This window comes from Psychrobacter sp. FDAARGOS_221 (assembly GCF_002313155.2).
GTDB lineage: Bacteria > Pseudomonadota > Gammaproteobacteria > Pseudomonadales > Moraxellaceae > Psychrobacter.
In genome coordinates this window covers 1,849,205-1,864,859 of record NZ_NWFK02000001.1, presented here as the reverse complement: position 1 = coordinate 1,864,859, position 15,655 = coordinate 1,849,205, and the positions used below count along the sequence as shown (strand labels likewise).

Annotated in this window: 13 protein-coding genes; 6 read left to right on the top strand and 7 right to left on the bottom strand. The window is 43.8% G+C overall.

Annotated features, from left to right (window positions below; translation table 11 throughout):
- Positions 1 to 4: 4 nt before the first annotated feature.
- From A6J60_RS07785 to guaA, 3 genes are all read right to left on the bottom strand, one after another.
- Positions 5 to 1,170 (bottom strand): IS3 family transposase gene (locus A6J60_RS07785; RefSeq protein ID WP_096064200.1). Its coding sequence is split into 2 segments (ribosomal slippage): positions 5 to 912 and positions 912 to 1,170, totalling 1,167 coding nucleotides; the frame shifts between segments, so codons are not numbered across the junction.
- 63 nt (positions 1,171 to 1,233) lie between these two features.
- Positions 1,234 to 1,623, bottom strand: a complete 390-nt coding sequence (locus A6J60_RS07780; protein ID WP_096065481.1) for a hypothetical protein — start codon at positions 1,621 to 1,623, stop codon at positions 1,234 to 1,236.
- 127 nt (positions 1,624 to 1,750) lie between these two features.
- Positions 1,751 to 3,349, bottom strand: coding sequence for a glutamine-hydrolyzing GMP synthase (guaA, locus tag A6J60_RS07775; RefSeq protein WP_096065480.1), 1,599 nt, complete (start codon positions 3,347 to 3,349; stop codon positions 1,751 to 1,753).
- Between the two features lie 349 nt (positions 3,350 to 3,698).
- Between guaA and A6J60_RS07770 the strand changes: the two genes are divergently transcribed.
- From A6J60_RS07770 to A6J60_RS07755, 5 genes are all read left to right on the top strand, one after another.
- Positions 3,699 to 5,576 carry an FAD-binding oxidoreductase gene (locus A6J60_RS07770; RefSeq protein ID WP_264755571.1) on the top strand — a complete coding sequence of 626 codons (1,878 nt, stop codon included), beginning with the start codon at positions 3,699 to 3,701 and terminating at the stop codon, positions 5,574 to 5,576.
- A gap of 8 nt (positions 5,577 to 5,584) precedes the next feature.
- Positions 5,585 to 7,330: a glycerol-3-phosphate dehydrogenase/oxidase gene (locus tag A6J60_RS07765; RefSeq protein WP_096065479.1), complete on the top strand. Its 1,746-nt coding sequence runs from the start codon at positions 5,585 to 5,587 to the stop codon at positions 7,328 to 7,330.
- A gap of 201 nt (positions 7,331 to 7,531) precedes the next feature.
- Positions 7,532 to 9,100 carry an FGGY-family carbohydrate kinase gene (locus tag A6J60_RS07760; RefSeq protein ID WP_096065478.1) on the top strand — a complete coding sequence of 523 codons (1,569 nt, stop codon included), beginning with the start codon at positions 7,532 to 7,534 and terminating at the stop codon, positions 9,098 to 9,100.
- A 151-nt stretch (positions 9,101 to 9,251) separates the two neighbouring features.
- A complete protein-coding gene (locus A6J60_RS13315; RefSeq protein ID WP_127891441.1) occupies positions 9,252 to 9,440 on the top strand; it encodes a hypothetical protein in 189 nt (62 codons plus the stop codon).
- Between the two features lie 177 nt (positions 9,441 to 9,617).
- Positions 9,618 to 11,546: a BCCT family transporter gene (locus A6J60_RS07755; protein ID WP_102993965.1), complete on the top strand. Its 1,929-nt coding sequence runs from the start codon at positions 9,618 to 9,620 to the stop codon at positions 11,544 to 11,546.
- 110 nt (positions 11,547 to 11,656) lie between these two features.
- On the opposite strand, the gene A6J60_RS07750 is transcribed toward A6J60_RS07755, so the two are convergent.
- Both A6J60_RS07750 and A6J60_RS07745 read right to left on the bottom strand, forming a co-directional pair.
- The gene (locus A6J60_RS07750) at positions 11,657 to 12,811 is read right to left on the bottom strand and encodes a MalY/PatB family protein (protein ID WP_096065476.1); all 1,155 of its coding nucleotides are present in this window, start codon (positions 12,809 to 12,811) and stop codon (positions 11,657 to 11,659) included.
- 93 nt (positions 12,812 to 12,904) lie between these two features.
- Positions 12,905 to 13,357 (bottom strand): GNAT family N-acetyltransferase, encoded by a 453-nt coding sequence (locus tag A6J60_RS07745; protein ID WP_193778038.1) that lies wholly within the window; start codon positions 13,355 to 13,357, stop codon positions 12,905 to 12,907.
- A 252-nt stretch (positions 13,358 to 13,609) separates the two neighbouring features.
- Between A6J60_RS07745 and A6J60_RS07740 the strand changes: the two genes are divergently transcribed.
- The gene (locus A6J60_RS07740) at positions 13,610 to 13,933 is read left to right on the top strand and encodes a hypothetical protein (RefSeq protein ID WP_127891440.1); all 324 of its coding nucleotides are present in this window, start codon (positions 13,610 to 13,612) and stop codon (positions 13,931 to 13,933) included.
- A 194-nt stretch (positions 13,934 to 14,127) separates the two neighbouring features.
- On the opposite strand, the gene A6J60_RS07735 is transcribed toward A6J60_RS07740, so the two are convergent.
- Together A6J60_RS07735 and A6J60_RS07730 are read right to left on the bottom strand one after the other, a co-directional pair.
- On the bottom strand, positions 14,128 to 14,382 hold the full coding sequence (locus A6J60_RS07735) for a 3'-5' exonuclease (protein WP_096065474.1): 255 nt from the start codon (positions 14,380 to 14,382) through the stop codon (positions 14,128 to 14,130).
- Positions 14,383 to 14,428: 46 nt separating this feature from the next.
- A protein-coding gene (locus tag A6J60_RS07730) for an IS3 family transposase (RefSeq protein WP_096064200.1) occupies positions 14,429 to 15,594 on the bottom strand; the annotation gives its coding sequence in 2 pieces (ribosomal slippage) (positions 14,429 to 15,336 and positions 15,336 to 15,594; 1,167 coding nt in all).
- Positions 15,595 to 15,655: the final 61 nt, after the last annotated feature.

The window sequence follows — 15,655 nt, the reverse complement described above, 5'->3', positions numbered from 1 at the left end:
TTGATCAGGCAGCTTGACGATAGAAATCCATCCAAACTTGTCTTGGCGATCTCATACCTAAACTCTGCTGAATCCTGACTTGATTGTAATCTAACTCGATATATTTTATGATACTGTTGATTGCTTCAAATCGAGTTTTGTAATTATGATGATATATCAGCTCATTCTTTAAAACGCCCCAGAAGCTCTCTATTGGCGCATTGTCATAACAGTTACCTTTCGCACTCATAGATCCTTTAAAACCGTATTTACTGATCATTTTGCGATAATCTTCGCTGCAATACTGGCTGCCTCTATCTGAATGTACAATAAGCCCTTGGCTAGGTCGTTTATCCTTGATTGCTTTATTTAAGGCTCTACAGACTAAATCTGCTTTCATGCGTTTATCGATAGCGTAGCCAACCAATTCTTTGGTATATAAGTCTTTGACGCCTGCTAAATAAAGCCAGCCCTCATCTGTCCAAATATAGGTTATATCACTGACCCAAGCACAATTAGGACGGTTAACGCCAAACTGTTGTTTAAGAAAATTAGGATAGACTCGCTTGTTATGGTCTGAGTCCGTTGTCACTTTAAAGCGTTTATGACGTCTACATTTGATGTCATGTTCTTCCTTGATACTACGCACCATGTACTTGCTAATCTCATGTCCATGCTCACTTAAATGTGCATGCAGACGCTGATAACCATATCGCTCTTTAGTCTCACTATGCGCAGCTTTTACAAGCAGCTCACAGCGGTTACGATGTATTTGCTGAGCACTGATATTACGCTTGGTCCAGTCATAGTAGCTTGATGGTTTAATATCAAGGGTTTTACACATGCTGGTAATGCTAAATTCATATTTGTGATGGTCAATAAAGGCGTACCTTACTGACCGTGTTTCGCAAAGTACGCCGTGGCCTTTTTTAGTATCTCTCGTTCTTCTTGTGCTATTTTTAGTTCACGCTTTAAACGCTTCATTTCTTCAAGGGCTGAAACAAGCTCTGGATCGTATTGCTTAGTACCCTTGAGCATGCCTTGATTGGCTTTTCGTTGCCAGTTAGCCAGTGTCTGCATTGGCAGCCCTAACCGCCTAGCTGTAGCACTAACATTGCCACCATTATTCTCTATTGCTTTAACTGCTTCTGCTTTAAATTCTTCACTGTATCTTTTAGCTTTCTTTGTCATGGTAAACTCCTATTTGTCTTCCTTAGTTTACCAAGTTTTTGTCTACGGTTTTTTCAGCATAGCTCAAGGGTTTCTAATAGCATTAATAAATTTAGAGATAAATATATAGATTACTTCATCTTTAATATCATTCTTATTTGACTCTATTTTAGCTAATAGACTTTTAGTATTATCCGCAATCCTTTTTTCATACCTATTAAATAAACTCTCAAAGTTATATTTCTCTCCATCTTCCAGAACATCAAAACTAAATAAATCAATTAGGCTTAGGTTGTTTTCTATTTTAACTCCCTTTTTCGAGTTGAGAACAACAGTAGGATTTAAATCACGACTTTCTACATTAAACACATAAATTCTTTGATTTTCTTTTTTAGCTTTAGGATTCATTGCATTTAGTCTTTGCTCTACTTGAGAAATATAGTGCTGATTTTTAGTAAGATTACGCAAATCCATTCTGTATTACTCCAAAAATATACAAGATTGTTTATAATTATTCGAATTGTGAAGTATTTGCTTATTAAACCAAAAAAGCACCCAATCGGGTGCTTTTTTAATCAAAATAGAAACTAACTATATAAAATTATTCCCACTCAATAGTAGCCGGCGGCTTGCTCGACACATCATAAGTCACGCGAGACACATCTTTAATTTCGTTCATGATGCGGTTACTGACCGTCTCAATTAACTCGTATGGCAGATGCGCAAAGCGTGCTGTCATAAAGTCGATGGTTTCAACCGCACGTAGCGCGATAACCCACGCATAACGACGGCCATCACCGACCACGCCCACAGATTTCACTGGAGTGAATACCGCAAAGGCTTGAGCGGTTTTCTCATACCAACCTGACTTTTCAAGCTCTTGCATAAAGATGGCATCAGCTTGACGTAGGATGTCGGCGTATTCTTTCTTCACTTCGCCCAAGATACGCACGCCTAAACCTGGACCTGGGAATGGATGACGGTAAATCATTTTGTGCGGTAAGCCTAACGCAATACCCAGTTTACGTACTTCGTCTTTGAACAGGTCACGTAATGGCTCAACCAATTCAAACTGTAGATCGTCTGGCAGGCCGCCCACGTTATGGTGGCTCTTAATCACGTGTGCTTTGCCTTGGTGTGATTTAGCAGACTCAATAACGTCTGGATAAATCGTACCTTGCGCTAAGAATTCAACAGGCTTGCCGTCGCTGCCTTGGCTGATGTCACGTGCGGCATCGGCGAATACATCAATGAAAGTTTTACCGATGATTTTGCGTTTGGCTTCAGGGTCAGACTCACCGGCTAACGCATCTAAGAAGCGATCTTCGGCATCAACACGCACCACTTTTACGCCCATGTTTTCAGCGAATACTTGCATCACTTGGTCGCCTTCGTGTAAGCGTAACAGACCGTTGTCTACGAATACACAAGTCAGCTGATCGCCAATGGCTTTGTGCAATAATGCCGCAACCACTGAGCTGTCAACGCCGCCTGATAGGCCTAGTAATACTTGTTTATCACCGATTTGCTGTTTTAATTGGTCAACACGCATGTCGATGATGTTGTCTGGTGTCCAGTCGCCGGCACAATCACACACTTGATGCACGAAACGTGATAGCAGCACGTCACCTTGTAAGGTGTGCGTCACTTCTGGATGGAACTGTAGGCCGTAGTATTTTTTGTCTTCATTAACCATCACTGCGATTGGGCAGCTTGGCGTGCTGGCGATAACTTCAAAGCCTTCAGGGGCTTTGACCACTTTGTCACCGTGGCTCATCCACACGTGCAAGCGGCTGTGCTCTTTATGCTCATCTTCTAAGCTGTCAAGCAGGGTGCTTGAACCCGTCACATCAATAGTGGCCGCACCAAACTCTTGTACATCACTGGCTTTCACTTCACCACCGAAATGGTCGGCCATGGCTTGCATGCCGTAACAAATACCTAAAATAGGCACTTCTAAATCAAACAGTGCTTGGTTAATTTTTGGGCTATTTTCGTCGTGCACACTTTCAGGACCGCCCGATAAAATAACCCCTTTGGCACCAAAATCTTTGATACGGTCGCTGTCGATATCGTATGGGTACATTTCACAAAACACACCGGCTTCACGTACACGGCGGGCAATGAGCTGGCTATATTGTGAGCCATAGTCGATAACTAAAATGCGGTCTTGCTTGATGGTTGGCTGGTTATTACTCATAGTTGGGTCCAGTTAAGTTGATAAAGTCAGGATATAAACCAATAAAATCAGGGTAATACAAAGCGCTATCTATAACGCTTAGAAGGTTGATAATGGGGGTGTTGGTATTTAATCAGGGTTAAATAAGCACTCAATAAAAGGCATATGCACAAAGTAAGGTAAATAAAACCGTTAATAGCTGCCTATTTTAACAAGATTCTGGCCATTAATGGGAATTGAGTTTTGTGACAACGGCCAAATAATGACCGAAATAATTTAAAGCACTCAATTTATGCAGTAATACAGTTGCTATGGCGAGGCGTTTTGTTATATTGTCTCAATAATAACAAATGGATAGGTTGTACCCACTATGAGCAAAATCGACGCTTTTTTCCGCAAAACTTCTGCCCCTCGTCATACCAAGGATGCCTCTAATCAGACAGACGCTACTCACAATCCTGACTCAAAAAACATCGACATCAATCAAACCGATGATCATCTTCTCAATGCTGACCCTAAAAACAGCAACTCTAAAAAAAATAAAAACAGCAGCCACAGTAACAACCCTTTTTTAGACAATGCCTTACACGGCAATACGCCAAAAGAAATGACCCGCTGGAATGGTTGGGGTAATATTAATTTCAACAAAGCCGTTTCCAAACATGGCGCTCGCTTGATTCGCTCGCACATCGGTAAGACCAAAAAGCTGCCGTCCGTTCGATTACAACAGGCATTAAAAAAAGTGCCTAAATCTCGCCTGCCTAACGAGCTCACCACATTAGATATGGTCTCAACCGACCAAGAAGTACGACTCAGACACGCGCGTGGTCAAAGTTTCCCTGATTGGATTGCGATGCACAGTGGCGACTTTGGCGCGTTCCCTGATGGGGTCGCCTTTCCAACCAGTACCAAGCAGGTTGAACAGCTGATGCAACTGGCCATTGAGCATGACTTACACCTGATTCCTTATGGTGGTGGCACTTCAGTGGTCGGTCATATCAATCCGCCAAATGCGTCTAATGGTTTTGGTAAAAATAAGGTCTCTCGTCCAGTGTTAACCATCGCCATGGGCAAAATGGATAAGCTAATAGACTTTGACAAAGACAGCCAGATAGCGACATTCGGCGCTGGCGCTCAAGGACCCGTGGTCGAAGCACAGCTTAGCCAACTTGGCTATCGTCTTGGTCACTATCCACAATCTTGGGAGCTGTCTACCTTAGGTGGCTGGATTGCAGCACGCTCAAGTGGTCAGCAGTCTTTGGGCTATGGTCGCATTGAGCAAATGTTTGCCGGTGGTACATTGGTCACCCCACAAGGTACGATGACCATTGCCGATATCCCCGCCTCTTCTGCTGGCCCAGATTTGCGTGAAATGATGATGGGCAGCGAAGGCCGAGCCGGTATATTTACCGAAGTCAAAATGCGGGTTCAGCCTTTGCCTGAGCAAGAGCTGTTTAAAGTGGTATTCCTACCCAACTGGGAAGCCGGTAAAGCCGTATTGCAACAAGCAGTACAAAGCAACATTCGTTTATCTATGCTACGCCTGAGCAATGCCATCGAAACCGACGCTCACTTACATCTAGGCACCACTCCTAGCCAGTTTATGGCCATTAGCACCTATTTAAAAGCCAGAGGACTTGGCTCAGACAAGGTGATGCTGACCTATGGTGTCAGCGGCGATAAAGCACAGAATAAGCTGGCGCTTAGTCAATTTAAAAAGCTGTTAAAGCAGCACGGCGGTGTCGGCGGTAAATTGGCCGACTTAATGGGCTCTATTTGGGCGCATGGCCGCTTTAAATTCCCTTATTTGCGTGGCACGCTTTGGCAAAAAGGCATCATGGTAGACACCTTTGAGACCGCAACTAATTGGCGCAATATCGATCAGCAGTTGTTAGATATGGAGCAAGCGGTGCGTACCTCATTAACCGATGAGGGCGAAAACGTCATGGCCTTTACTCATATTTCACACGTATATAAGCAAGGCGCGAGTCTTTATACCACCTACTTCTTTAGAGCCGCCAAAGATCATCCGCAGACCTTAACACGTTGGCAAAAGATCAAAAAAGCGGCCAGCTTGAGTGTCGCCAATGGTCAGGCTACCATTTCGCATCAACACGGGGTGGGCCGAGACCATGCCCCTTATCTGGCTGCTGAAAAAGGCACACTTGGCTTACAAGTGACGAAGAATATGTTCACCAGTTTAGACCCGGATCAACGTATGAATCCTGGCGTTTTGTTGGAAGATTAAGGGCTTTTATGACTCAAACCACACAGCGCCAACACGCACTGGCTCCTCTATCACGTTCTGAGCCTTGGGATATGTTAATCATCGGTGGTGGTATCACCGGTGCCGGCATCGCTCGAGAAGCGGCTCGCCGAGGGCTAGACGTACTATTAGTTGAACAAAAAGACTTCGCTTGGGGCACCTCTAGCCGTTCCAGTAAAATGGTGCATGGTGGCCTACGCTACATTGCGGTCGGTGACTTTAAGACCACCCGACTCAGTGTGCGTGAGCGCGAACGTTTATTGCATGAAGCCAGTGGCTTAGTCAATGAGATGCATTATGTGATGCCGCATTATAAAGGCAAGTTTCCGCCACCTTGGATATTTAATACTTTGCTGCGGGTATATGACAAACTGGCGGGCAAACGCTATTTTAAATATTTCAAAAAGGACGCTTTTTTAAGCTTAAATACCGGTATTAAGCAACGTAAGTTCTTGGGTGCCAGTCAATTCAGTGATGCGGTGACCGATGACTCACGTTTGGTAATGCGTGTGCTAGATGAAGCCACCAATGATGGCACTTATGCCATTAATTATTTACAAGCACAGTCACTATTGACCGATGAGCAAGGTCTGGTGGTCGGTGCACGATTAGTAGATACCTCAACAAACTTGTCTATTGGTCCTAAGCGCGCTAATGATACAGACAGCAGCTCAAACGATAGCGATTCAAACAGCGCTGACTTAAATGGCATAGATTCAAATACTGCAGACCATTACGAAGTGTCTGCCAAAGTGGTGGTCAATGCCACCGGCGCTTGGGCCGATACCTTGCGTACTCAGGCGGCATCGCACAATCAGTCTTCGACACCATCTATGCAACGTAACCAGATCCGCCCTTCGCGTGGCAGTCATTTGGTCATCAATCAAGAACGTCTGCCGATTGATCACGCTTATACTTTATTACATCCGCAAGACAATCGCGCCTTGTTTGTTTTCCCTTGGGAGAATCGCACTGTTATTGGTACCACCGACTTAGATCACCCAGACTTAGATGACAATGAAGTCGCTATCACCCAAGCAGAAGTGGACTACCTGCTTACCGGAGTCAATGACTTATTTGAACAAGCCAACCTCACTCGCGAAGATGTCATCAGTACTTGGGCAGGAGTGCGTCCGCTTATCTCCGAAGCAGGCAATGGTAAGCGAGTCAGCCCAAGTAAAGAAAAACGCGATCACAGTGTTTGGCTCGATAATAACTTGGTAACGGTCAGTGGCGGTAAACTCACGACCTTCCGCTTAATTGCGTTGGATGTGATGGCACGCTGTGAGCCACTATTGCCCGCTTCTAAAATGGCTCATAACACAGACACTGGCCATGCTGACAGTGACGCGGTGTTTAGCAACCCCACACCACACAGTGAAAAGTTTGCTCAGCTATCCCCTGAGTTACAACACAGATTGCAAGGCTTTTATGGTCGTCAGCTTGATACCTTACTGGCATTGGCACAACCTGATGAGCTGACTTACGTCTCTGATAGCAATACCTTATGGGCAGAGCTTCGCTTTGCTGCGCGCCATGAACAAGTGATTCATTTGGACGACTTATTGCTAAGACGCACCCGCTTGGGGCTGATTATTCCTAATGGTGGACTGACGCCTCTGATTTCAGATCGATTACAACACATCTGCCAACAAGAGCTGGGTTGGAGTGATGAGCAGTGGCAGCAAGAAGTTGATCGCTATCGTCAGCTGTGGCAGCGCTATTATTTTATATAGTGCTTTATATAACAGTTTATATAGGACTCTATATAGCAATGCATATAGTCCTCGGCGCACATAACCGACACTCAAATATAGCGTGCGCCAAACACTAAGCAGTGTCTAAAAAAATTGAGCTTAAGCTGCGCAGCAAGTTAACAATAATAAAACTAAGCGCTAATCAACACTAGAGATTAATGCCAAGGATGGATAACAACAATGACCGACAGCCCTACCAAGCCCATTTACCTATTGGCCATAGACAACGGTACCCAAAGTGTCAGAGCGCTTATCTTTGATCAATTTGGCACTGAGATTGCAAAAGCGCGGGTGCCTATCGAGCCTTACTTTTCAACCCAGCCCAGCTTTGCTGAACAGCATGCCGATTACTATTGGCAAAAGCTGTCTGAAGCCTGCCAGCAATTGTGGCAAAGCTGTGATATCAAGCCGTCGCAGATTGCGGGGGTCAGTCTTGCTACCCAGCGCTATACCATGCTGTGCTTGGATAAGGATAAAAAACCACTGCGTCCGGCTATTGTTTGGATGGACTTGCGCCAAGGTAAGCCCAAAAATTTAGGCATATTAGGCGCAGTCACCTCAGTGATCGGTATGGGTGATTTGGTAAAAGAAGCGCAGCAAAAGGCGCGCTGTAATTGGATAGCGCACCATGAGCCTGACATCTGGCGCAAAACCGCTTACTACGTCAACTTATCTGCCTATCTAACCGACAAGCTAACTGGCGAGCTGATAGATTCAGCCGGCCATGTCTTAGGCTACCTGCCTTATGACTACAAAGCACGGACTTGGATGTCACCCAAAAATCCAAAATGGCGACTGTTCAGCTGTCGCCCTGAGCAGATGCCAAAAATTGTCGCTCCAGGTCAACCGTTAGGCACTATTAGCGCAGAAGCCGCTGCGGCCACTGGGATTGCCGAAGGCACACCGATGATTGCCGCTGCCAGTGACAAGGCATGTGAAGCACTCGGTTCAGCCGGTCTTGCCACAGACACTGCCTGCTTAAGCTTTGGCACCACCGCCACCATTAATACCACTTCACAAGATTATATTGAGGTGCTCAAGCACATGCCGGCCTATACTGCGGCAGCGCCTGATTATTACAATCATGAGTATATGGTGTATCGTGGCTTTTGGATGGTCAGCTGGTTTAAAGAACAGTTCGCGCACTATGAACAACAGCTGGCAAAAACCCAAGGCGTCGATACTGAGAAGCTACTCGATGAGGCAGTAAAAGACATTCCTGCCGGCTGCATGGGCTTAATGATGCAGCCTTATTGGTCCCCAGGTGTACGTCACCCCGGCCTTGAAGGCAAAGGCGCATTGATCGGCTTTAGTGATGTGCACACCCGAGCCCACGTCTATCGTGCCATACTCGAAGGGCTGGCTTATGAGTTAAAGCTTGGCTTTGACACCATTGAGAGACGCACTGGTAAGCGCATCAAGCACTTGCGTGTTTCAGGCGGTGGCTCTCAAAGTGATTCGGCGATGCAATTGACTGCAGATATCTTTGGTATGCCCACTTATCGCCCACATACTTTTGAGGCATCAGGCTTGGGAGCCGCCATTAATTGTGCCGTAGGACTTGGCATTTATCCCGATCATTTGACTGCGACTGAAGCCATGACTCGTGTCGGTGATGAGTTTTTACCGATTGCAAAAAATGTCGACTTATATCAACGCCTGTACAATGAGGTGTATTTAAAAATGTATGAGCGACTACAGCCGTTGTACTTTAGTATTCAGAAGATTACTGGCTATCCGCCTTTATAGTGTCTTTTATCCTAGTAGTTTTTATTACCGTGGCTTTTATTATAGTGCCTTTAATTATAGTGTTTTTTAATAACTGACATCTTCTATAAAGCCTCTGACTATAGCCTTTAACCTTCAACCTTTTTGCCGTTATCCTTGATTGAATCATATTATGAAAAAAAGCCTTGCTACCAGAATTAAATCCGTATTAATCTTCTTTATCATTGTTTTTATTCTTAACTATTTGTTAAATAAACTCATGTCACTTGGTCAAGATCTGACTTATGTATTCGTACTCAGTATTCTGACCACTGTCGTGTTCTATATCATGATGGCCATCCGTGGTCGTTGGTCCTCTTAGACACCTGATGACAGGGTTATGAGACTTAAGCTGTGCTCCCTAAATTTGATAATCCAAAGCAACCTCTGCAGTCGCGTTTCAAAATAGATAGACGCACACGCTAGTATGTTAAGATATAAGAACCTGTAAGTTTTATTTAAAAACAACAACTGTTATCTTAACACTAGGAGCACATTCATGAGCAAATCGAGTGGCAAGCACGATAGCCACACCTCTAGTAACACCTCAAATAGTAATACCCCAAAAAAAATAACAACCGAATATCAATATATACCTGACTATATTAGAACCAACACCAAACATCGCAAACCGCCTCGTCTGGGCACGTTCAACGCAGGTATGGAGATTTCACAGCGTCGTCCGGATCATGAGCCAGACACCAGCATCGATAAGTTTACTTTTGGCATGGTGTTGGCCATCTTATTTGCCATCTGTATTCCGTTGATCTTCTTCCCTGAACAAGGGAAAGAATGGGTCGGCTTGGCACGCAACTTTGTCACCACCAACTTCGGTGTGGCTTACTTAGCGTTTGGCGTGCTGGCGATGATGTTTGTGATTTATATCACCTTCTCTGATATCGGTAAAATCAAACTGGGTCGACCAGAAGACACGCCAGAGTTTAAAGACTCTTCTTGGGCAGCGATGCTGTTCTGTGGTGGTATTGGCGCCAGTATCCTGTATTGGGGTCTGATTGAGTGGGCCTATTACTATCAAACCCCACCTTTTGGTATTGAAGGCGGTACGCCAGATGCGATTCGTTGGGCAACCACTTACGGTATTTTCCACTGGGGTCCTGTGGCTTGGGCCATTTATCTGGTACCTGCGGTTCCGATTGCCTATTTCTACTATGTGCGTCAAACGCCGGTACTGAAAGTTAGTCAAACCTTAATGCCCTTACTGGGTGAAAAGCTGGCACAAAGCAACTGGGCAAAAATGCTCGACGTGCTGTTTGTGTTCGGTATGGTCGGCGGCGGTGCAACCACGTTAGGCTTAGCTTCGCCACTGATTAACGAAGGTTTGTATAACTTATTTGGCCTACCGCGTAATATCACCATGCAGTTGGCGGTGTTATTTATCACCACCCTGATTTTCGCTTATAGTGCCTATCAAGGTCTAAAAGGCGGTATTCAAAAGTTATCGAATATCAACTTCTACCTTGCTGTTGCCCTATTACTGTTTATTCTAATTGCCGGTCCAACGGTATTTATCTTAAACACAGGTCTTGAGGCAATCGGTCGCTCGATTACCGAAATGCCGCGCATGATGACCTATATCGAGCCATTTAAAGACTTTGGTAGCTATGGCTTTGAGCATACCACGTTCCCTCAAGATTGGACCGTATTCTACTGGGCTTGGTGGTTAGTATTTGCACCGACCATTGGTCTGTTTATTGCTAAGATTTCACGTGGCCGTACTATCCAAAATATGGTCGTCGGCTCAATGTTCTACGGCTCAATGGGCTGTGCGATGTTTATGATCATCTTAGGTAACTATGGTCTGTATTTACAGATGAACGGTCTCGTTGATGTGATTGATATCTTAAACAATCAGTCAGCAACCGCCGCAATTTTCGCTATTTTGAACAGCCTACCGATGTCATATTTGGTCGTTGCTGTGTTCACTTTCTTAGCGATTATCTTTACCGCTACCACCTTTGACTCTATCTCATACATCTTAGCGTCAGTGGTGCAAAAAGAAGTTGATGATGAACCACACCGCTGGAACCGTTTGTTCTGGGCATTTACCCTATGTTTGTTACCTGCCATTTTAATGTTCTTAGGCGACTTACAAACACTACAAACCGCATCTATCGTGGCCGGTGCACCGTTGATTGTTATCTTATCGATGATGATGCTGTCGTTGATTAAGGCCGCACGTTACGATCTGCACTATCAGCCAGATTATTATCTGAAAACTATTCATATTGAAGAGCTTGCCGACAGTGCCCCTTGGGAAGAAGGGATTACTTCTGAAGCACCTGAAGGCTCTGTGTTAGCCCAGCAAGACGAGTGGGAACAGATGATTCGTGAGGAAGAGGAAGACGCTGAAACCGATGAGGTTCTTGACACTCTAGACCCTAAACAGCGTCAAGATTTAGATAAATAAACGTCTTCAAACTAATCGTTATTGTGATAGTAAAGAGGCTGGATTAATCATTTAATCCAGCCTCTTTTTTTTGCGCTTTCAATTAAGTAGCAGTCTAATTGCTATCGAAATTAATGACCCGCTAACGCCTGCTTCATTCTCTCTAATCCTTCTTTTAATATCGACTGCGGACACGCCACATTAATACGTAGCTTAAGATGCCCTTCTTGTCCATATTGAATGCCTGAGTTGAGCTCTACTTTGGCCTCTCTTAACTGGTCGTACAAGGCTTTATCATCATTGCCATAGGCTGAGCAATCCAGCCAAATCAGATACGACGCTTCAGGTCGCATCACCTTGATATCTGGCAAATGAGTGGCGAGATAATCAATGGTGAAATCGATATTTTTCTCGATATATGCCAGTGCTTGCTCAAGCCACTCACCGCCTTGCTCATAAGCGCTTTGCATCACGGTATAGGCAAATAAGTTCAGCTCATATTCGTCATTGAGCTTTTGTTGCTTTTGAATTTGAATGCGTAGCGCTTTATCTTTGACAAAAATCATCGAGCCTTTAATACCGGCCACATTAAAGGTCTTGGTCATCGAGGTTAGGCTTACCACCATGTGCTGATAGTCATCTGCTAAGCTCAAAAGTGGCGTAAATTGATGTCCGCTTAACGTCAAATCTTGGTGAATCTCATCACTGACGATTGCCACTTGATACTTTTTACACAGCTCAACAATGGCTTTTAGCTCATCTTTGGTCCACACACGCCCGCCTGGATTGTGCGGATTACACAGTAAAAACAGCTTCACTTTGTGCTTTTTAATCTTGGCTTCGATATCCGCTAAATCAAACTCATAACGCCCGTTTACTTCTTTTAATGCTGAATTGATGACCTTACAGCCATTAAGCTTGGTCTTAATCACAAACGGTGCATAAATCGGATCATTGATTAATACCGCATCACCCACTTCGGTGAATAGGTTCAACATCAGTGACATACTAGGAATCACACCCGGTGAAAACAGGATATCTTCTTTGTTTAACGTCAGACCATAACGACTGCTATGCCAATTAATAATGGCGTCATACAGCGCGTCAGTCTGCTTGGTATAGCCCAACACACCATGCTCAACAACCTTGCTAATGCTATCCAAAATAGGCTGCGCTGCTTTAAAATCCATATCCGCTACCCACAATGGAATGGTGTCATCTTCATAATGCCATTTAATTGAGCCAGTATTGCGTCTATCGATAATGTCATCAAAGTTGTATTGCATGGTGTGGTTCTCGTCTCAGGTGATTTAGGTTGTTTTATTTGAATATCTAAATTTTAAAGTGGTTATTTGAGATGTTTAATTTAAATGGCTGTCTTACGTATCAATCCGCTCAAGCTCAATGACTGCCTTATTACGATAGTATAAGTCATCACGCACACCAAAGCCCAATCGCTCCCAGAATGCGTTGCCAATCTCATTACGCTGAAAAATAAACAACCCAACTTTGCTAATGGATAATGCTTTCATCGCATCCATCACATGATTGACCAGCGCCTCGCCAATACCTTGATTTCGATAAGCCACATCCACTGCGGTATGGTAAATATAGCCACGTCGCCCATCTTCTCCTGCGATAATCACACCGACGATTTGTTTGCCTTGTTCATGGTCAACTTCTGCCACAAAACTTAAGGTCGGATTGCGGTTAAGCATCCTTGCTATACCGTCTTTTGAGTCATCAACGTCATTCAAGCCCATATTGGGCGTGTTAATCCATAATTGGTACACAGCTTCGTAATCGTCGAGGGTCATTTGGCGGATGCTCATGGGATTGGCCTTAGTTGGTCTAATATAGTTAAAAGAATAACATTAAAACACCCACTTTTATGGTGTATATTAAGATTACAATTAAAGCGTTACCTATCCATTTTCAGCCCATTAATACTTTGATTTAATTTACAGAGATTTATCACTATGACCTTATTTAATACAGCATCACCTAAAGCACTAGCCGCCCTTTTATTCGCATTTGTAGTACCACTTACGGCATGTCAAACTACATCAACTAACCAGCCAAATATGCAATCAACCCAACAAAAGTCCAAGATGGCTACTGATATAGAAAAATTAACTTATGACTTAAGCTTGGTTGAGGAAAATCATCTCGAAACTAAACTTGCAGGCGACACTTATATTTTGGACACTTTTATCGTGCCTTTTGAGCAGCCTTATTATGTGTTGGTGCGCCGGACAGATGAAAAACGTATTAGTAAAAATGCGGCAGAGTTAATTGCTGAGACTTATATTCAGCCACGTGGATGTACCGAACCATTGAAACGCCGTGAAGACTTAGATAAGCAAAATGCAAAAGGCTCTGTGCATTTGGTAGGGATTGAGTGTTAGATAAGGTTTATTAAGCAGCTAATCCCGCTTTCCGCTACTATCTTGGTTAGTAAGGCGACGGGCGCTAATGGGCAGAGCCATTCCTGTTGTCTCGATACTGTCTCTACCCTAGTGCCCGTAACGCCTTACCGCACCAAGTATATCCGCTTCAATCAGGGCTAAACTGCTCCTTTATAGCCAAAATCACTAAGATGCTATACTCGAATGATATCGACTATATCCAAACTCTCTAGTATTTGAGCTGTCCCATTATCTAAAGTCGGGACAGTGATAAATAGGTTGTTTATAGCCCTACTAATAGCAACATATCTAAGTCTATGCTTCTCGTCTAGATGCAAGTCAGGATTAGTTATAAAATCAAGTTCCTCTTCTTTCTCAAGTACCAACACTACATTAGCAAACTCTGCCCCCTTAGACTTGTGTATGGTAAATATAGCCACGTCGCCCATTGACCCCTGCCGTCAAATCCGTACACCTAAACTTGGGAGATTTTGATCAGGCAGCTTGACGATAGAAATCCATCCAAACTTGTCTTGGCGATCTCATACCTAAACTCTGCTGAATCCTGACTTGATTGTAATCTAACTCGATATATTTTATGATACTGTTGATTGCTTCAAATCGAGTTTTGTAATTATGATGATATATCAGCTCATTCTTTAAAACGCCCCAGAAGCTCTCTATTGGCGCATTGTCATAACAGTTACCTTTCGCACTCATAGATCCTTTAAAACCGTATTTACTGATCATTTTGCGATAATCTTCGCTGCAATACTGGCTGCCTCTATCTGAATGTACAATAAGCCCTTGGCTAGGTCGTTTATCCTTGATTGCTTTATTTAAGGCTCTACAGACTAAATCTGCTTTCATGCGTTTATCGATAGCGTAGCCAACCAATTCTTTGGTATATAAGTCTTTGACGCCTGCTAAATAAAGCCAGCCCTCATCTGTCCAAATATAGGTTATATCACTGACCCAAGCACAATTAGGACGGTTAACGCCAAACTGTTGTTTAAGAAAATTAGGATAGACTCGCTTGTTATGGTCTGAGTCCGTTGTCACTTTAAAGCGTTTATGACGTCTACATTTGATGTCATGTTCTTCCTTGATACTACGCACCATGTACTTGCTAATCTCATGTCCATGCTCACTTAAATGTGCATGCAGACGCTGATAACCATATCGCTCTTTAGTCTCACTATGCGCAGCTTTTACAAGCAGCTCACAGCGGTTACGATGTATTTGCTGAGCACTGATATTACGCTTGGTCCAGTCATAGTAGCTTGATGGTTTAATATCAAGGGTTTTACACATGCTGGTAATGCTAAATTCATATTTGTGATGGTCAATAAAGGCGTACCTTACTGACCGTGTTTCGCAAAGTACGCCGTGGCCTTTTTTAGTATCTCTCGTTCTTCTTGTGCTATTTTTAGTTCACGCTTTAAACGCTTCATTTCTTCAAGGGCTGAAACAAGCTCTGGATCGTATTGCTTAGTACCCTTGAGCATGCCTTGATTGGCTTTTCGTTGCCAGTTAGCCAGTGTCTGCATTGGCAGCCCTAACCGCCTAGCTGTAGCACTAACATTGCCACCATTATTCTCTATTGCTTTAACTGCTTCTGCTTTAAATTCTTCACTGTATCTTTTAGCTTTCTTTGTCATGGTAAACTCCTATTTGTCTTCCTTAGTTTACCAAGTTTTTGTCTACGGTTTTTTCAGCATA